Source organism: Kribbella sp. NBC_01245, from assembly GCF_036226525.1.
Lineage (GTDB): Bacteria > Actinomycetota > Actinomycetes > Propionibacteriales > Kribbellaceae > Kribbella.
In genome coordinates this window covers 7,993,518-8,012,313 of record NZ_CP108487.1, presented here as the reverse complement: position 1 = coordinate 8,012,313, position 18,796 = coordinate 7,993,518, and the positions used below count along the sequence as shown (strand labels likewise).

Annotated in this window: 12 protein-coding genes; 1 reads left to right on the top strand and 11 read right to left on the bottom strand. The window is 66.9% G+C overall.

The annotated features are described in order from the left end of the window. Positions 1 to 138: 138 nt before the first annotated feature. From OG394_RS36890 to OG394_RS36880, 3 genes are all read right to left on the bottom strand, one after another. Positions 139 to 6,885 (bottom strand): Ig-like domain-containing protein, encoded by a 6,747-nt coding sequence (locus OG394_RS36890; RefSeq protein WP_328991930.1) that lies wholly within the window; start codon positions 6,883 to 6,885, stop codon positions 139 to 141. Between the two features lie 139 nt (positions 6,886 to 7,024). Further along, entirely contained in the window at positions 7,025 to 7,936 is a 912-nt protein-coding gene (locus OG394_RS36885) for a hypothetical protein (protein WP_328991929.1), read from the bottom strand. A gap of 428 nt (positions 7,937 to 8,364) precedes the next feature. Continuing rightward, entirely contained in the window at positions 8,365 to 9,591 is a 1,227-nt protein-coding gene (locus OG394_RS36880; protein ID WP_328991928.1) for an MFS transporter, read from the bottom strand. Positions 9,592 to 9,703: 112 nt separating this feature from the next. Here OG394_RS36880 and OG394_RS36875 point away from each other — a divergent pair, with 112 nt between their 5' ends. Continuing rightward, entirely contained in the window at positions 9,704 to 10,135 is a 432-nt protein-coding gene (locus OG394_RS36875) for a CBS domain-containing protein (RefSeq protein WP_328991927.1), read from the top strand. A 57-nt stretch (positions 10,136 to 10,192) separates the two neighbouring features. On the opposite strand, the gene OG394_RS36870 is transcribed toward OG394_RS36875, so the two are convergent. The 8 genes from OG394_RS36870 to OG394_RS36835 all read right to left on the bottom strand — a co-directional run bounded on the left by OG394_RS36870 (position 10,193) and on the right by OG394_RS36835 (position 18,770). Next, a complete protein-coding gene (locus tag OG394_RS36870) occupies positions 10,193 to 11,890 on the bottom strand; it encodes a S8 family serine peptidase (protein WP_328991926.1) in 1,698 nt (565 codons plus the stop codon). 113 nt (positions 11,891 to 12,003) lie between these two features. Next, positions 12,004 to 12,318 (bottom strand): DUF4190 domain-containing protein, encoded by a 315-nt coding sequence (locus OG394_RS36865; RefSeq protein ID WP_328991925.1) that lies wholly within the window; start codon positions 12,316 to 12,318, stop codon positions 12,004 to 12,006. 64 nt (positions 12,319 to 12,382) lie between these two features. After that, the gene (locus OG394_RS36860) at positions 12,383 to 13,735 is read right to left on the bottom strand and encodes a M16 family metallopeptidase (protein WP_328991924.1); all 1,353 of its coding nucleotides are present in this window, start codon (positions 13,733 to 13,735) and stop codon (positions 12,383 to 12,385) included. Next, the gene (locus OG394_RS36855) at positions 13,732 to 15,045 is read right to left on the bottom strand and encodes a M16 family metallopeptidase (protein WP_328991923.1); all 1,314 of its coding nucleotides are present in this window, start codon (positions 15,043 to 15,045) and stop codon (positions 13,732 to 13,734) included. The genes OG394_RS36860 and OG394_RS36855 overlap by 4 nt, the downstream gene beginning before the upstream one ends. Positions 15,046 to 15,244: 199 nt before the next feature. Continuing rightward, positions 15,245 to 15,559, bottom strand: a complete 315-nt coding sequence (locus OG394_RS36850) for a hypothetical protein (RefSeq protein WP_328991922.1) — start codon at positions 15,557 to 15,559, stop codon at positions 15,245 to 15,247. 51 nt (positions 15,560 to 15,610) lie between these two features. Then, positions 15,611 to 16,435 carry a carbohydrate ABC transporter permease gene (locus OG394_RS36845; protein WP_328991921.1) on the bottom strand — a complete coding sequence of 275 codons (825 nt, stop codon included), beginning with the start codon at positions 16,433 to 16,435 and terminating at the stop codon, positions 15,611 to 15,613. Then, positions 16,432 to 17,370 (bottom strand): carbohydrate ABC transporter permease, encoded by a 939-nt coding sequence (locus OG394_RS36840; RefSeq protein WP_328991919.1) that lies wholly within the window; start codon positions 17,368 to 17,370, stop codon positions 16,432 to 16,434. Before OG394_RS36840 ends, OG394_RS36845 begins: the two co-directional genes overlap by 4 nt. Positions 17,371 to 17,372: 2 nt before the next feature. After that, the gene (locus OG394_RS36835; protein ID WP_328991917.1) at positions 17,373 to 18,770 is read right to left on the bottom strand and encodes an extracellular solute-binding protein; all 1,398 of its coding nucleotides are present in this window, start codon (positions 18,768 to 18,770) and stop codon (positions 17,373 to 17,375) included. Positions 18,771 to 18,796: the final 26 nt, after the last annotated feature.

Here is an 18,796-nt window from a genome sequence, read left to right as displayed (position 1 = left end):
ATCACCTCCGGGAGGCGATCGACGGTCAAGGCCCCTCTAGACCCAGATGCCGCCGAACGCCGAAAAGTTGGTGCAAGTACCGGGACCCCGCTCCTCAGCGGGGTCCCGGCGCTTCATTCCTCAGTCATGCACCACGGCTTACGGCCTTCTCCTGCGGGCCATCAACAGCAGTGCGCCACCCATCGCGACCAGCAACGCGCCGAGCGTGAAGAACAAGGTGGACGGACCACCCGTGTCGGGCAGCTCCTCCTCGTCGTCCGGCGGCGGTGCCGGCTGATCGCCGACCTTGACCGTGATCCGCGACTCGACCGTCACCCCGTCGGTGTCGGTGACCAGGTAGTTGATCCGGGCCGTACCCGTGTAGTCCGGGTCCGAGACGAATCGCACCGTGCCGTTTTTCTGCACGGTCCACGTCCCGACATTCGGCACCACGACTCTCTTCACACAGGTCCCGGTGGAGTCGATCAGGCAGACGCTGCCCGGCTTCCACTTCGACCCCGTGCTCGGCTTGTCGTTCGCCAGCGGGTTGATCACGATCGGCTGCGCCGGTCGGCCGTTACCGCTGTCCGGATCGGCCTTGGCGCCACCCGGCTTGCCGACCGTGATGATCAGCGTCGCCTTGCTGGTCGTACCGTTCGCATCGGTCACCCGGTACGGCGTCCGCGTGGTGCCGGTGAAGCCCTTCACCGGGGTGAACGTCACCTCGCCGTCCTTGACCGTGTACGTGCCTTCGCCCGGAACCGTGAGCGTCTTCACGCACGTGGTGCCCGAGATGAGGCAGACGCTGCCCGGCACCAGTGGAGCCTTGGCGTCACCCGCCTTGTCGTTGCCCAAAACCGGAACCGTGATCGCGGTGTTGAACGGCGTCTTGCGAACGTCGTCCACCGCAGCCGGCTTGATCGGCGTGACCGTGACGGTGATGGTCGACCGGGTCGGGTTGCCATCGGTGTCCTTCACCTCGTACGTCACCGGCGTGGTCTTGCCGGTGAAGCCCGGGATCGGGTCGAAGACGACCTTGCCGTCCTTGACCGTGTACGTGCCCTCGCCCGGAACCACCAGCGTCTGCACGCACTTGCCGGCCGAGCTCAGACAGAGCGTCGACGGATCGAGCTCGGCACCGCCACCCGGCTTGTCGTTGGCCAGCGGGTCGATCGTGACCGGTACGTCTTGCTTGGTCGTCTTCGCATCCGGTACGGCGACCGGCTTGTCCCCGATCGTCACGGTCAACTCGGCCGTGGTCGGCGTGCCGTTCGTATCGCTGATCCGGTACGTCACTGGCGTCGTCGTACCGGTGAAGCCCTTCTCCGGCACGAACCGAATCCCTCCATCGGGCTGGACCGTGAACGTACCCTCGCCGGGAACCTTCAACGTGCTGACCGGATCGCCGCTCCCCGGGTCGATCAGCATCACGCTGCTCGGCACCAGCGGGGCACTCGGGTCACCCGCCTTGTCGTTCGCCGCCACCGGCACGGTCACCGGCGTGTTGTACGGCGTGGTGGTCTTGTCGTCCGTCGCCGTCGGCTTGATCGGGTCGACCGTGATGGTCACCGTCGATGCGGCCGTGTGCTTGTCCGAGTCGGAGACCCGGTAGGGCACCGAGCTCTGACCGGTGAACCCGGGCTCGGGGTCGAAGGTGATCTGGCCCGTCTCCGGGTCGACCGTGTACTTGCCCTCGCCCGGCACGGTGGCCGTCTTGCCCCAGGTCTGGGTGCCCTCGTCGAACACCTCGACCGAACCCGGTACCAGCGTCGCGCCGGTGCCCGGCTTGTCGTTGGTGAGCGGGTCCACCGTCACGTTGACGTTCTGCTTCGTCGTACTTGTATCGGGGTTGGCGTCCGGCGCGTCGCCGACCGTGATGGTCAGCAGCGCGTCGGCGGTGGTGCCGTTACCGTCCTCCACCTCGTACGTGAGCGGCGTGGTGACACCCTCGAACCCGTCCACCGGACTGAAAGTGATCGTGCCCTCCGGGTTCGCGGTGTAGGTGCCCTCACCCGGAATCGTCACCGTCGCCTTGAACGCGCCGTCGGACGGGTCCTTCAGCTTCACGCTGCCCGGCACCAGCGGCGCCGACGGATCGCCCGCCTTGTCGTTGACCAAAACCGGCACAGTCACGGGCGTCTGGAACGGCGTGGTGGACGCGTCGTCAACGGCCGTCGGCTTGATCGGCGTGACCGTGATCCCGATGGTCGACATCGCCGTCAGCCCGTCGGAATCCTTGACCTCATAGGTGATCGGCGTGGCCGTACCCGTGAACGACGGGACCGGGTCGAACGTGACCTTGCCATCCGGCGCCACCGTGTACGTGCCTTCGCCCGGAACCGTGTGGGTCTTCACGCACGTGTCGGCGACAACGATGCAGACGCTGCCCGGGACCAGCGTGGCGCCGGTGCCCGGAGTGTCGTTCGTCAGCGGATTGACCGTGACGTTGACATTCTGCGGGGTGGTGCCGGAGTCCGGAGCGGCCTTCGGCGCTTCGCCCACGGTGATCGTCAGCTTCGCGGTAGCGGTGGTGCCGTTCTCGTCGGTCACCCGGTAGGTGATCTGCGTGGTCGCACCGGAGAACGTCGGCACCGGGTCGAACTTGATCGTCCCGTCCGGGTTCACCGTGTACGTGCCCTGGGGCGTGGTCAGCGTCTTGACGCAAGTGGCGCCGTCGACCAGGCAGACGCTCGCCGGGTCCAGCGGAACCGTCGGCGCACCCGGCTCGTCGTTGCCGAGCACCGGCACGGTGACCGGGGTGTCGTTCGGCGTCTTGCCCGTGTCGTCGACCGCGTCCGGGGTGATCGGCGTGACCGTGATGGTGATGGTCGACGTCGCGTTCCGGCCGAGCGAATCCGTCACCCGGTAGGGCACCGGCTTGACCTCGCCGCTGAACGTCGGCAGCGGGTCGAACGTGACCTTGCCGTCCGGCGCCACCGTGTAGGTGCCTTCGCCTGGAACCGTCAGGGTCTTCACACACTCGTCACCGCTGATCAGGCAAACGCTGGCGGGGACGAGCGTCGTACCGGTGCCGGCCTCGTCGTTCGTGAGCGGATCAACCGTGACGTTGACGTTCTGCGGCGTGGTCCCGGTGTCGGGCTTGGCCTCAGGCGCCGGCGGCGGCGTGACCGTGATCGTGACGACGGCGGTGGCCGTGGTGCCGTTCTCGTCCGCCACGCGGTAGGTCTGCGGCGTGGCCTTACCGGTGAACGTCGGCAGCGGGTCGAACGCGATCGAACCGTCCGGGTTCACCGTGTACGTGCCGTCGCCCGGAACCGCCAGCGTCTTCACGCAAGCGTCAAGGCTCACCAAGCACACGCTGCCAGGGACGAGCGGCACTGCCGGGTTGCCCGGGTTGTCGTTACCCAGCAGCGGCACGGTCACGTTCGTGTCGTACGGCGTGGTGGCCGCGTCGTCGACCGCGTCCGGCTTGACCGGCGTGACGGTGATGGTCAACGTCGACGAGGCATTCGCGCCGTTGCCGTCGGTGACGCGGTACTCCACCGGCTTGGCCTCACCGGTGAAGCCCGGCAGCGGCTGGAAGTCGACGCTGCCATCGTCCTTCACGATGTACGTGCCCTCGCCGGCGATCGTGAGCGTCTTCTCGCAAGTGTCACCGCTGATCAGGCACACGCTGCCCGGCGTGAGCGGCGAGCCGGTCGGGCCGGCCTGGTCGTTGCCGAGCACACCAGTGTTGACCAACTGCCCCTGCGGGGTGGTGTTGGTATCGGGGTTTGCGACCGGTGGTGCCGGAGCCTCGACCGAGACGGTGATCTGGGCCCGGGTCGGAGTGCCGTTGCTGTCCTTCACCTCGTACGTCACGGAGGTGGTGGTGCCGCGGAACCCATCCACCGGGGTGAACTTGACCGTTCCGTCCGGGTTGACGACGTACGTCCCCTCACCCGGAACCGCCAGCGTCTTCACGCATTCCGTGCCGTCGACGATGCAGACGCTCGCCGGGTTGAGCGAGGTGGTGTCCGAGCCGGCCTTGTCGTTCTCGAGCACCGCAATCGTCACCGGCGTCTTGTACGGCGTGGTGCGCGAGTCGCTGACCGCCTCCGGCGTGACCGGCGTGACCGTGATCGTGATGGTCGACTCAGCGGTCTGACCGGTCGAGTCCGTGACCCGGTAGCCGATCGAGGTCGCCGTACCGGTGAATTGCGGCAGCGGATCGAACACGACCTTGCCGTCGGCCTGGACCGAGTACGTGCCTTCGCCCGGAATCGTCACCGTCTTCTTGAAGGTGCCGTCCGCGGGATCACGCAGCACCACCGACCCCGGTACCAGCGCGACGCCCGGCGAGGCCGAGTCGTTGCCCAGGGCATCGACCGTGAGGTTCACATTCTGCGGGGTGGTGCCGGTGTCGGGTTGCGCGGCGGGCGGGGCGGGCAGGTCCACCGTGATGATCAGCGTCGCGGTGTCGGTGCTGCCGTTGTCGTCGGTCACCCGGTACGTGATCGGCGTGGTCGGTCCGGTGAAACCTGGCACCGGGTCGAACTTGATCGACCCGTCCGGGTTGACCGTGTAGGTGCCCTGGGCCGTGGTCAGTGTCTTGACGCAAGTGGCGCCGTCGACGATGCAGACGCTGGCCGGGACGAGCGGCGCGCTCGGGTCACCCGGGTTGTCGTTGGTCAGCACGTTGGTGGTGACCGGGGTGTTGTACGGCGTGGTGTCGGTGTCGTTCACCGCGTCCGGCTTGACCGGGGTGACGGTGATCGTGATCGTCGACGTTGCCGTCTGGCCCGCGTTGTCGGAGACCCGGTAGGGCACCGGCTTGGCCTCGCCGGTGAACGTCGGCAACGGGTCGAACACAACGGTGCCGTTCGGCTGAACCGTGTACGTGCCCTCGCCCGGAACCGTCAGCGTCTTCACGCACTCGTCACCACTGGTCAGGCAAACGCTGCCCGGGACCAGGGTGGCGCCCGCACCCGCGGAGTCGTTGGTCAGCGGGTTCACCGTGACGTTGACGTCCTGCTTGGTGGTCTCGGTATCCGGCGTGGCCGTCGGCTTACCCGGGGCCGGGACCGTGATGACCAGCGTCGCGGTGTCGGTAGTGCCGTTGTCGTCCGCCACCCGGTAGGTGATCGGAGGCGTCGTACCGGTGTAGCCGTCGGCCGGGTCGAACGTGATCGAGCCGTTGGCGTTGACCGTGTACGTGCCTTGCGGCGTGGTCAGCGTCTTGACGCAAGTGGCGCCGTCGACGATGCACACGCTGGCCGGGACGAGCGGAGCACTCGGGTCACCCGGCTTGTCGTTCGCCAGCACGCCAACCGTGATCGGCGTCTCGAACGACGTGGTCTCGGAGTCGTTCACCGCGTCCGGCTTGACCGGGGTGACGGTGATCGTGATCGTCGAGGTCGCGGTTTGGCCCGCGTTGTCGCCGACCCGGTAGGTGACCGGGGTCGCCGTACCGGAGAAGGCCGGCAGCGGGTCGAACGTGACCGTGCCGTCCGCTTGGATCGTGTACGTGCCCTCGCCCGGAATCGTCACGGTCTTCTTGAACGTGCCGTCGGCCGGATCCTTTAGCACCACGGAGGTGGGTACGAGTACGGCGCCGGGGCCCGCGCTGTCGTTGGTCAGCGGGTTGACGGTGACGTTGACGTCCTGCGGAGTGGTGTCGGTATCCGGCGTAGCAGTCGGCGGCTGCGGCACGACGATCGTGAACGGGTAGTCCTCGACCTCACCCGAATCCGAAGCACCTTGCGGGCTTTGGATCTGGGCGGTCGTGTAGCCGACGCGGAAGCGCGCGTACGTCGCACCGCCGGTAAGGCCGCTGAGGCCCGTCCAGTTCAGGGTCGCGCTGGTCTGGCCCGACGCGACGGCGGCGCAGGCGCGCTCGCCCATCTGGAAGGTGCCGTTCTTGTTGAAGTCGATCCAGCCGCAGACCTGACCGGCCTTGGTCGCACCGCTGAGGGCGACCGCGGCGCTGTACGTCGTGGCCGTGGCGAGGATCGGGGTCAGCGTGACGCCGTCGTCGTTGCTGTCGCCGGTCGCACTCGCGCCCGCGTTCGGGCTGGTGGTGGAGTTGGCGACGTTCTGGTAATCCTCGGAGACGGCGCTGCCGAGCTTGACGTTGCTCAGCACGGCGCGGGCCGCGTTGCTGCCGTCATACGACGAAGGCGCGTCGCCGAAGTCCTGGCCGACCGAAGCGACGATGGAGACGCCGTCGCCCGAGGCGGGCTGGTTGAACGCGGGCAACGACGGGTTCTTGGTGAAGATCGCCGTCACGTTGAAGGTCAGCGAGGTGACCAGGCCAGTGACCTGGACCGAACCACAGCTGGCGGTCGCGCCCGCGGCGGGGCCGCCGGTGCCGGTGCCGGTCGAGACACATGACGGGCTGGTGTCGTGGTTGGTCGCGGTGATGGTGTTGCCACCGGTGACCGCGAAGTTGTTGCCCGTGCTGGCCTTGCTCAGGGTGACGCCGGCCGTGGTCAGGGCGAAGATCGCATGCAACTCGGACTGGGCCGTCGGGTTGCCGCTGACGGTCTGGGTCGCGACGCCGCCGATACCCGCGACGTGGAGGATCGGGTTCAGGACGGGCTGGGAGAAGGCGATGGTGACGGTGCCCCGGTTGGAGCAGGTGCCGGTGGAGGCGCAGTCGCCGGTGTTGACGACGATGTCCTGGGCTGGCGTGGTCGTAGCGAGGCCGGGCGAGTACGTCGCCGCCGTGGTCCCGCGCGCTCCGGCCGTGGTAGCCGCGAGGAGGGCGGTGTTGCCCGTGGTGCTGATCGTCTGGGTGAGGGACGAGCCTGGCATCGTGCCGGTGCCGCTCGCGCCCTGGGTGAATGCCGTATCCGGCACCTGGTAGGCCGATGCGGTCAGACTGGACCCGAGGAAAACCAGGCCCAGTGCGGCCGCCGCCGCGATCAGCGCACGTCGTCGACGTGCCCCCGCTACTAGATACATGCCCATCCCAATTTCTCAGGCGTGGCAGCGTGGCGGGCGCATGCCTTGCGATTCAACTGCAGAGGTGGTGCGTTCACTTGTGCGTTATCGCTTCATTGCCGACGGCAACATCTCATGAAGTTGCCGCTAGCAACAGTGATCACCGGCGCGCCATGGCCAGCTCCTTCGCGGTGACCAGTACGGCGGTCACCCGGCCGGCCTCCAACGCGGCGAGCGCGGTGGTGCCCTTGAGCGTGGTGACGGGAGGTCCGTAAGTCTTGGTGAAGGCCGTCGCGGCGTCGTGGACCTTCTCGGTCGCGCCGATCACCAGCCCCTTCTTGCCGCAGAGCTCGATCAGACCCGCGATCGTGTGCACCGACAGCGAACTCGCGACCGACGGCGAAAGCGCCAGCACCGGCTGATCCGCGACCTGCGTCGGCGCGCCGATCGCCACATTGCGCTTCATGCCCGCGGTCGACACGGCCTGCAACCGGGCCTGCAACTCGCCCGGGCCTTTGGGAGCACCGACAGCTGTCGCAACGGCACCAAGTGGCAGCGGCACCAGCCCGATCCGCCCGGCCCCAAGCTGGCGCAGCGCCGTACCCGCGTCTGCCACCGGCAAGGTGGTCACAGCGACATCGGCCCGCAACAACGCGGCAGCGTACAGCGCCGCAACAGCCCCAGCGGACCGTTCAGCCGGTACGCCGATGGCCAACGCCGTCAGCCGGGATTTCGCGGGCAAGCCCCGAAGGTCGGCCAATGCGGTTTCGACAGCCTTCGCCCGATCCGCACTCACAGCCCGAGCCACCTTCTCGACGTCGGCAGGCGAAATCGCCCGGGAGATCGTCGCGGTCAGCGCGAGCACGGTCCGGAACTGGCCCGTCGCCGAGCTCACCGGCACGATGTTGTTCGCCGGAATGGCGCCACGATCATCGGTCAGCGCCGCCGCCCCACGAGCCTTGGCCGGCTTACAGAACGCGTCCGTCCGCGAACCCGGCTCCCGACTCTGCCCCCCACACCCCGAACACGCCACCAGCATCACCACCACCCCAACGGCAGCCAGCGCCCTCATCGAACCCTCCCGTGACGACTCCCCAGCAGCAACACGGACCTAGAACGACGGCCTGCTCATTCCCTAACGCCCCACCACTCCCCCACGTTACGCACCCACCACCCTCCGTTACCCCCTCGCGCCCCGCCACTCTCCCGGCGTGTCGCTTCCCGCTCATCGGTCCCTTCTGACGCGGCGTGTCGCGGTTCATCGAGCCCTTGTGATGCGGCGTGTCGCGGTTCGTCGGTCCCTTCTGACCAGTCGCCGACGCCTAATCGAGCCCTCGCGACCAGGGCGGGAAGCCTTTTCGCGGCGATCCGCCAGGCACCCTCTCTTTGCATTCATCGGTCACCTTTGGTCACAAGGGACCGATGAACCTCGACACGCCGCGTCAGAAGGGCCCGATGAACGGGATACCGACACGCCGGGAGGAGCGTGTGGCCGGGGGGTTAGGTGGTGGAGCGGGGGAGGGTGCGGATTGAGGGGAAGAGGAGGGTGGTTAGGACTAGGAGGGTGATGAGGGTGGCGCCGTAGATCTCTACCGTGCGGGCGGTGAGGGTGCCTGCGAGGTAGCCGGCGCTGAGTTGGCCGAGGGGGATCGCGACGAAGGAGCCGAGGGCGTCGTACGACGAGACGCGGGAGATCTTGTCGAGCGGGATGTGCTGGCCGATGGCGGTTTCCCAGCCGATGCCGAACATCTCGAAGCCGATTCCGGTGCAGAAGGCGGCGGCCGCTACGGCCCAGGTGGTCGGCAGTACGGCCAGGCAGAGCAGGACCGGCGCGGTCAGGAACGTACCGATCATGCCCGCACGAAGGGGAAACCGCGGCTTGACCCGGACCATCAGCAAACCGCCGACGATCAGGCCCGCGCCGAAGGCCGCGCTGACCACGCCCCAGCCGGCCCGGCCGAAGGTGTCGTCGGCGATGACCGGGCCGAGGGTTGCCCAGCAAGCGGCCCAGGTCAGGTTGATCAGGCCGAACGCGGCGACGATGACCCAGACCCACTGGTGCGATACGAACTCGGTCCAGCCGACCCGAAGTTCCGTCAGCATCGATTCGCCGCTGCGCTCGATCGGCGGCATCCGCAGTCGCGACATCAGGAAGGCGCCAAGCGCGAAGGTGGCCGCGTCGACGTACAGGCCGGTCGCCGAACCCGCGAAGGCCACGATCACGCCCGCGAGCGCACTGCCGCCGATCAGCGCGCTGGACTTGGCGAAACCCGCGAGCGCGTTCGCCTGCGGCAGTTCGGCGCGGTCGATCAGCGCGGGCAGAATCCCCACCATCGCGGGGAAGACGAAGGCCGCGGCAGCACCGTTGACCGCCTCGATCACCGCCAGTTGCCAGATCTCGGCATGACCGGTGACGAGCAGGGTCGCTGCGAGGGCCTGGGTGATCGCGCAGATCGCGTTGGCCACGACGATGACGAGATTGCGCGGCAGCCGGTCCGCGATCACGCCGCCGACCAGCATCAGCACCACCTGCGGGATGCTGCGCGCCGCCAATACGACGCCGACCGCCGTCGCCGAGTCGGAGATGTCCAGAACGGCGAAAACCAGCGCGATCGGGGCGATCGACGAGCCCAGCACGGAGATGAACCGGGCGGCGAGGAAGGTCCGGACGCTGCGGTGACGGAGCACTGCCAGATCTGCCCGCCAGCCACTGCGATCGGAGCTCACCGCCGGATGGTGTCAGAGGTCGTTACAACAGGGCAACGCGTTTACTACTGACGGGAAGCAAGATCCTGGCTAGCCTTGGCTTTTGGGCTCCGAAGACGAAGCAGGAGGCTCCATGAAGATCAACGACGTTCTGCGCGGCAAGGGCAATGAAGTCGTGACCATCTCTCCAGAAGCCACCGTCAGCGAGCTGCTCGCTCTGCTGGCCGAGCACAATGTCGGCGCGCTCGTGGTCAGCGCCGACGGCCGTTCCGTGGACGGCATCGTCTCCGAACGTGACATCGTTCGCCTGATTCATCGTGACCCGGACGGCCTACGGGCCCAGGTGGCCACGATCATGACGGCTGAAGTCCATACCTGTGACCCGGATACCCATATCGACGACCTGATGCGGCTGATGACCGACCGCCGGATCCGGCATGTGCCGGTGGTCATCGACGGCTCGCTGTCCGGCATCGTCAGCATCGGTGACGTGGTCAAGACCCGCATCGGTGAACTGGAGTTCGAGCGCGAGCAACTCTCGAAGTACATCGCTTCGGCAGGCTGACCCCAAGCCAGAAACACCTGTGGGCCCGGGAGCTGACTCCCGGGCCCACAGTGCGTTCTACTTCTGAGTGACTGCTCCATAGGCGTCTACGATCCCGTGACCGTAGAACCCGTTGAAGCTCGTAGTGCCTTCACAGAGAGCGTTGAACTCCGCAGACCGTCCCTCGTTGGTGTACGTCTGCAGAGGCGGCACTGGGCACGACCGCTCCTGTGCCGAGCTGAAGAGCCTCTTGTGCACCTGGTCCGGCGAGAGGCCGAACTTCGCACCAGTGCCCTTGCCGAACTGGCTGACGATCAGAGCGACTACGCCAGTCGCATGCGGCGAGGCCATCGACGTACCTTGCAGGTAGTTGTAGTAGCCACAGCGGGTGTAGTCGGTCTCCCCCGCCGGGCATTCCTTCTGGATTCCCCCGGCCACTCCGGCTGGGGTGATGTTGCCGGCGGCGTCCACGAGACCGTCGGCCTGCAGTGTGTTGACGGGGTACGTCGACAGGATGAGGTTCTCGTTCACCCTGAAGTTCGGCGTACCGAAGAAGTCGCGGAACCAGCCACCAGGGGCCGACACCTCGATCTGCTCCAGACCGTAGTTCGAGTAGTCGGCCTTCTTCTCGGACGGGCCGAGAGCCGAAACGCCGATCACGTGCGGCCCCTCGATCGGCAGATCGAAGCAGGTCGCGTTGTCAATCGGTCGCGGGTACGGCGGTACGTCGCCGTAGTCCGGGCTCGAGAAGTCGGTCCGCGGTTTGCCCAGATCCTCATGGTTGTTACCCAGTGAGCCGACCAGCGTGACCTGCCGGTCGTGCGCGTATTCCAGCGCACGGGTAACCACCGCGATGATCGTCCGCTGCTCCGCCTGCGCCTCTGGGCTATCGGCCGGGTTGGCGAAGCAGTTGTAGAGCCACGGGTCGATGTAGAACGACATGTTCACCACATCGAGCCGTACGTCGGCGGCGTACGTCAACGCGTCCACGACCGGTCCGAGGAAAAGGAATCCACTGTCCTGACCGCCTCGGATCTCCACCAGGCTGACGTTCGGGGCGACACCCGAGACGCCGAGGCCGTTCGCGGCGGCGCCGATCGTGCCGGCCACGTGCGTACCGTGACCGCTGTCGTCCCAGCCGACCGGGTCGACACAACTCGCGAACTCGCACGGCCCGTCGACCTCGGGAATATCCGTCACGAAGTTGCGCGACAGGGCCCAGTCGAAGTTCGGGGCGATATCGGGGTTGCGGGCGTCGATACCCGAGTCGAGCACGCCCACCTTGACGAGCTTCTTGCCGGGTTGAACCTCACGGGCGAGGTCGGAGCGGACCATCCGCAGACCCCACAACTTGGTGTCGAGCGGGTCCATCCCCACCGCAGCCGTAGCCGCGGAGGACTTGGCAGCCCGAGCAGCACCCGCGATCAGGTGCTCCTGCTCGACCGGGTTCAACTTCGACCGCGGTACCGAGCCGATCTTCTGGTTCCGCGCGGCGCCTTCGATGGCCGGTGACTTCGACACCTTCGTGACGAATCCTGCTGCCGGCGCACGAACGGTCATCGTGCCCAGATTGACGTTTTCCTTGACCAGCGTGCCGCCTGCGGCCTTGACGGCGGCGAGTGCGGCGGCGCGGTCAGCACCTGACTCCAGCAGAACCAGGTATTCGGTGGTGCTCGCGGCCGCGGACCCCACCGCGGTCGGTGTGATCGTGAGCGAGGCTCCGACGAGTGCTAATACACCCGCGGCAACGCCCAGAGTTCGACGGAAATCCCTCACTGGTTTCCCCTCCCAAGGACAGCATTACGGGCTCACCGTAGGTGCGGTGAGCCCGTCGTGCCAGACCTCGAAGCGAGGATTACGTTGTCAATGGCAACTGATCAAGCGAGTGATCAGTAGTCGGTGGTCAGTTCGTCCAGCGAGGCGCCGATGATGAGGCCCATCACTACCCAGAGCACCACCACGACGACCAGCAGCACCGTGCCGATGATGCCGAACCAGTAGCCGGCCGTCGCGACCGACCGGTTCTTGTAGACACCCGGTAACGAGTCGATCTCATTGCGTGCCTTCCGCCCGTAAATCCAGGCGAACGGCGCGACAACCAGCACGCCCATCATCAGACCGACGATGCCGAGCACCAGGGCGACCGTGGCGGTCCGGTTGTCCTGCGGCACGGCATAACCCTGCGTCGGCTGCTGCTGCGCCATCATCGGCTCCTTCGAGTGCCCCGCGGCACTGTGGCAGTGCCCTGCGGCACCGTGGTGGGATCGGCTACTCGACCACGGTGACATCTCCGAGGGCCAAGCCGGTGAGCTGACCGGTGATGGCCGGCTCATCCCCTACGACGACGATCAGCAGCCCGCTGGTTCCGACGTACTTGCGATAGGCCTCGGTCGCCGACTCAGCGGTGGTGTCGGCGATCTGGGCCAGATACGTGTCGGCGAAGTCGAGCGGCACCCCGGCGGCGATATTGCTGCCGACCTGCTGCGCGATCGAGTCAGCCTGCTCGTAGCGCAGCGGCGCCGTCCGGATCAGGTTGTCCTTGGCCTCGGCGACCTCGCGATCGGTCAAGCCGTCGCGGGCCTCGAGCAGGATCCGCACCGCGTCATCCACGGACGCACCGGTCACCTCGGTCCGCACCGAGCCACCGAGGCTGAACAGCCCACCCTTGCGCGGCGCAGCGAAACTCGATCGCGTGCCGTAGGTGTAACCCTTCTCCTCACGCAGCACCCGGTCCACCCGCGAGCTGATCGTGCCGCCGACCACGTGCGAGGCGACCGCGGCGGCGCCCCACACCTCGTCGCGCCGGTCCGGACCCGGGCAGCCGATCATCAGCTGGCTCTGCACCGAACCCGGGCGGTTCACCACGACGATCCGGTTGCCCGAAAGGAAGATGGGCTCGGGCGTCGGCGTGGCCGCCTCGGCTTGCGACGTCCACGAACCGAAGGCCTCGTCGATGATCGCGGCGACATCCTGGCCACCGGAATCGCCGGCGAACAGGATCTGCGCCCGCGCCGGCCCGATGTTGCGCCGGTAGAACTCGCGCACCGCCTCCGGGGTCAGCCCGCGCACGGTGTCCGGCGTACCCCCGCTCGGGCGGGAGCGTCGCACGGACGGGTCGAAGATGTTGGCGGCGAAGGCCTCGCGGGCCCGGTACGCCGCGCCGGCGCGCTCCTGGCCGATCTCGCCGAGGCGGATCGTGACGTGCCGGCCGACGTCGCCGGCGTTGAACGCGGGCTTGGTGATGGCCTCGGCGAGCAGGGCGACGGCCTCGCTCAGATGCGAGACCGGCACCGAGATCTCCACGTGCAGCGCGTCGGCGGTGACATCCACGCCGTACGCCGCGCCGTGCCGCTCCAGGGCGGCCGCGAACTCGTTGGCCGATCGCAGCTCGGTGCCTTCGTCGAGCGTGCGCGACATGATCATCGCGACGCCTTCGAGCTCACGCGGCTCGACGGCCAACGGCAGCTCGACCGTGACGCGCACGGTCGCGACGTACTGTCCTGGGCGCTCGAAGACGTGCACCGGGGTGCCGGCCCGGGTCTGCGTGCTGACCGCGGTCGGGAACTTCCACGGCCGCGGCGGCGCGACGGCGGGCGGGGTGGTCACGGCTGGGCTGCTCACTGCTGCTCCCCATCGGTGGTCATGGTCTCTTCAGCGGCCTCGGCGGCAGGTTTGCGGTAGGTGACCTGGGCCCGGCGATCCGCGCGAATCCATTCGGCGGCGACGGCCTGGACCTGCTCGGCGGTGACCGCGCGAATGTCGTCGATGCGCCGGTTGATCCGGCCCGGGTCCCCGAACAGCAACGCGTGGTGCGACAACTCGTCGGCCCGGCCGGAGCAGGTGGAAAGTTGCTCGAGCCAATCGCGCTCGGCCTGCGCCTGCACGGTGAGCAGCTCCTCGTCGGTAACGCCGTCGGCCGCGAGCTTCTCGACCTCCTCGGCGATGGCGTCCTCGACCCGCTGCAGCTCGACGCCCTCGACGGCGATCCCGGTCAACGTGCCGAAGGAGACGCCGCCGATCAGCGGCAGGGCGCCACCCGAGACGGACTGCGCGATCTGCTCGTCGCGAACCAGGCGCCGGTTCAGCCGGCTGCTCTGACCACCAGCGAGTACGTCGAGAGCGAGCGCGCCCGCGTCCAGCTCCGGGCTGCCGTCGGGCGGCAAGCGGAAGAGCATCGTGACGAGGTCGGACGGGACATCCTCGACGACGTCGTCACGGGCTACGCCGTGCAGCGGGCCGATCGTGCCGTCCGGGGCCGCAGGCGGCTGCGGAATCGCGGGAATGTGCCCGAAATAGCGCTTCGCCGCGGTGAACGCGTCCTCCTCGGAGACGTCACCGACGATCGTCAGGACGGCGTTGTTCGGCCCGTAGTGGGTGCGGAAGAAGGCGTGCACGTCCTCCACGGTCGCGGCGTCCAGATCGGCCATCGACCCGATCGTCATATGGCCATACGGGTGGTTGGGGCCGAAGGCCAGCCGGACCAGCCGCTCATACGAGTCGCCGTACGGGCGGTTGTCGTAGCTCTGCCGCTTCTCCTCCTTGACCACGTCGCGCTGGTTGTCCAGGTTCTCCTGGTTGACCGCGTCGAGCAGGTAGGCCATCCGGTCGGCCTCGAGCCACAGGGCCAGGTCGAGGCCGCCGCTCGGCAGCGCCTCGAAGTAGTTGGTCCGGTCGAAGAAGGTGGTCGCGTTCAGGCTGGCGCCGACGGCCTCGAGCAGGGCGAAGTGCTGCCCGGACTCGACATTGCGCGACCCCTGGAACATCAGGTGCTCGAAGAGGTGCGCGAACCCGGTCAGACCAGGCGGTTCGTGGCGCGAACCCACGTCGTACCAGAGGTTCACGGAGACGATGGGCACGGCGCGATCGGAGCTGACGACAACGCGAAGCCCGTTGTCCAGCGTCTGCTCGGCGATGGGGTAGGTCAGCGGCATGACGCCACCCTACGTGGCGATTGGACCTCGTTCACGGCACTGTCCACAGGCCCTTGGACCACTGCGGCCGTTTAGGTAGGTGAACGCTGGATCGGACCAAAGGCTCTAGTCGATCGGGCCTCGACTACCTCTGGTTACCACCAGATGGGCGCGGAGGGGTGCCCGTCATCAGGGGAGGAACAGTTATGACATGGTCCGCTCAGCGCGTCCGCCGGGGGGCGGCAGCGGCCGGTGCGATTGCGGTGGCGACGACGGTGGCTCTGGTGTCCTGCCAACGGGCGCTGCGCTGGAACCGCCCGAGCACGAGATAGGCGAGCAGCAGCGCGATCCCCGAGTCGACGGTCTCGAGCATCAGGTGGACGGCCGGGCTGCGGGAGCCGACGACCAACTCGGGACGGCTCGCGACGATCGCCGTACCGAGCACGCAAGCGGCGACGGCCGCGATCGCCGCCGTCGCCGGACCGCCTGCTCGCCAGCCGCCGATCCGCGCTCCGAGCGTGCTGCTGTGGCCCATGGTCACCGACCGTACGCCCTGAGCGAGCGACGCCGGAAGGGACGCGTGTTGCTACCCCTTGATAGCACCGCCAAGAGCGAAGGCACCGCCCAGTTTCTTGCTCAAAAGCAGGTACAGGATGAGCACCGGCATCGTGTAGATCAGGGAGTACGCCGCGAGCTGGCCGTAGTTGACTTCGCCGTACTGACTGAAGAACGTGAAGATGGTGACTGAGGCCGGCAACCGCTCCGGCGACAGCAGCAGCATGAACGGGACGAAGAAGTTCCCCCACAGGCCGATGAAGGTGAAGATCAGCACCACGGCAATGCCCGGCCACATCAGCGGCAGCACGATCCGGAAGAGCGCCTGCATACTGCCCGCGCCGTCCACCCAGGCCGCCTCCTCCAGCGAGATCGGCACGCCGTCCATGAAGGTCTTCGTCAGCCAGATCGCGAACGGCAACGAGGTGGTTGTCATGAACATGATCGTGCCGCCGATGGTGTCCACAAGGTTCAGCTGCACGAACAGGCCGTAGACCGGCACCATGACTGCAGTAATCGGCAGGCCCGTCGCAAAGAGCACAGTGAGCAGGAATGGCCGGTTGAACTTCGTCTTGAACCTAGACAGCGGATAGGCCGCCAGTACGGCGCAGAGCAGCGTCAGGAGGGCAGAGCCACCACAGAGCACTAGACCATTCAGCATCGGCCTGTACGTCGTGTCGACGTTCAGCACCGCTCGGAAGTTGTTCAGCGTCGGGCTGTCCGGCACCTCGACCCGAAGGCCTGCCGTCGAGTTGATCGAGGCGAATAGCACCCACAGCAGGGGCAGCACGAACACCGCGCCGATCGCCAGAAGGATCAGGTTGGCCGTCAGTTTGCTGACGTGCGCCCGGGTCATGCTGCCTCCGAGTTCAGTCCACGCAGATAGATCAGCGAGAAGACCGCGCCGATCGCCAGCATCACCAGAGCGATCGCTGTGCCGTAGCCGATCTGGGAGAAGCTGAACGCCTGCTCGTACATGTAAAGCGGCAGGGTCTGGCTCTTGGTGCCGGGACCGCCTCGCGTCATCGCGTAGATCAGACCGAACACGCTCAGCGTCTGCAGCGTGATCAGCATCAGGTTGGTCAGGATGGCGCGACTGATCATCGGCAGCGTCACCCACCACAACCGCCGGCCACCAGCGGCCCCGTCCATCTCGGCCGACTCCTCGATCTCCTTGGGGATCTCGCTGAGCGCGGCCGAATAGACCAGCATCGAGAACGCGGTACCGCGCCAGATGTTCGCGATCGAGACCGCGATGATCGGGGCGCCGTACATCCAGTCCTGGCCGTTGAGGCCGACCCTCTCGAGGATGACGTTCAGCGTGCCCTCGGAGTTGAGGAACGCGCTCAGCAGGTACGCCGCGACGATCTCGGGCAACACCCACGCGCCGATCACGGCCGTACCGACCAGCGAACGCACGAGTTTGGTCGAACGCCGCATCAGCAGGGCGAGACCGAGGCCAAGGGTGTTCTGGCCGATGATCGCGGAGATCAGCGTGAAGACCAGGGTCAGCCAAATCGAGTTGATGAACGCGCTACTGCCGAACGCCTTGCGGAAGTTGTCGAAGCCGATGAACTTGACCTCGGCCGCCCCCGTGCCGGTCAGCGCCATATTCGTGAAGGCGGCGTACAGGCAGTAGAGGATCGGGCCGGCCAGGAAGACGACCATCAACGCGATCGAAGGTGCCAACGGCAACATCTTCAAGAACTTGGCACCGCGCGGTGGTCCCACCGGACCGGGTCCCTTGTCGTCTACGGAACCCGGTACGGCGGGGGCGATCGTTGAAGTCACCGCTACTGGCTCTCGGTGGTCGTCTTGTCCTTGCCGACGATGCTCTCGACGGCCTCGTCATAGTTCTTCGCGGCATCCTCAGGTGACGACTGGCCGGTCATCACGGCCTCCATCGCGGTGATGATCTCGTTGGAGACCTTCGGGTACTCCGGCAGTGCCGGGCGGTAGACCGTGACCGACACCAGGTCGGTGAAGAACTGCGTGCTCTTGGCCGAGGACTTGTAGCCCGGGTCAGCCGCGACGTCCTTACGTACGGCGATCTGGGCGCCTTCGGTGGCGTAGCGCGTCGCGTTCTTCTGAGTCTGCAGCGTCTGGATGAACTTCCACGCGGCGTCGGGCGCCTTCGACTTGGCGGGGATGGCCCAAGTCCAACCACCCGACAGCGAGACCTTGCCCTTGCCACTGCCGTCCTGAGTCGGCATAGCGGTCTGACCGAGCACCTCGGACCACTGCGGCCAGGGCTTCGCACCGGACTTCATCCAGTTGTTGTAGAGCCAGGAGCCGTCCAGAGCGATGGCTAGCTTCCCGTTGGGCAGCAGGTCGCTACCGACCTTGTTGCCCCAGTTCGGGTCGAGAGACTGCTTGGGCTGCGGGGCCAGTCCCGAGTCGAAGATCGTCTTGACGAAGCCGAGAGAGTCCTTGAAGCCCTGGCTGCCTACAACCCACTTGGCCTGGTCGAAGTTGTAGAGGGTGTCTTTGGTGCCGTAGAGCAGCATCTCCATGCCCTGCATCGCAGAGGCTTCACCCATCGGCTTACCCGAGTAGACGTTCAGCGGGATGACGTTCGGCACCTTCTCCTTGATGGTGCGAGCGGCCGCCAGTACCTCGTCCCAGGTCTTCGGAGTCCAGTTGGCCGGCAGACCCGCCTTGGCGAAGATCTGCTTGTTGTACCAAAGGGCGCGGGTGTCCGTACCGTCCGGAATGCCGTAGATCTTGCCGTCCTGGCCCTTGGCCGCACCCTTGGCGGTCTCCTCGAACTGGTTCCAGTCCTCCCAGCCCTTGATGTAGTCGTCAAGCGGCTTGAGATACCCCGCGGTGATGTCGGAGTTGATCAGGAAGGTGTCCTCGTAGACGATGTCCGGCGCGGTGTTGGGCGACCGCATCATCAACTGAATCTTGGTGTAGTAGTCGTTCTCACTGGCCACGATCGGCACGATCTCGACGGTCGAGCCCGCGTTCGCCGCCTCGTACTCGGCCTTCGCCGCGGTGAGGAACTTCTTCATCACCGTGCCGGGGCCCCACTGCTGGTAGGCGATCTTGATATTCGCCGGGCCGGAGCTCTGCGATCCGCCGGCGTCGGGCTGCTTGGTGGTCGAACCCTGACCACAGGCCGACAGCGCCAGCAAGACCGCACCTGTGGCGAGGATTCCCGCCCGCTTGAAACCGTTCCTCAGGACCATCTCGTCCACCTTCTGGCAATCGTTGT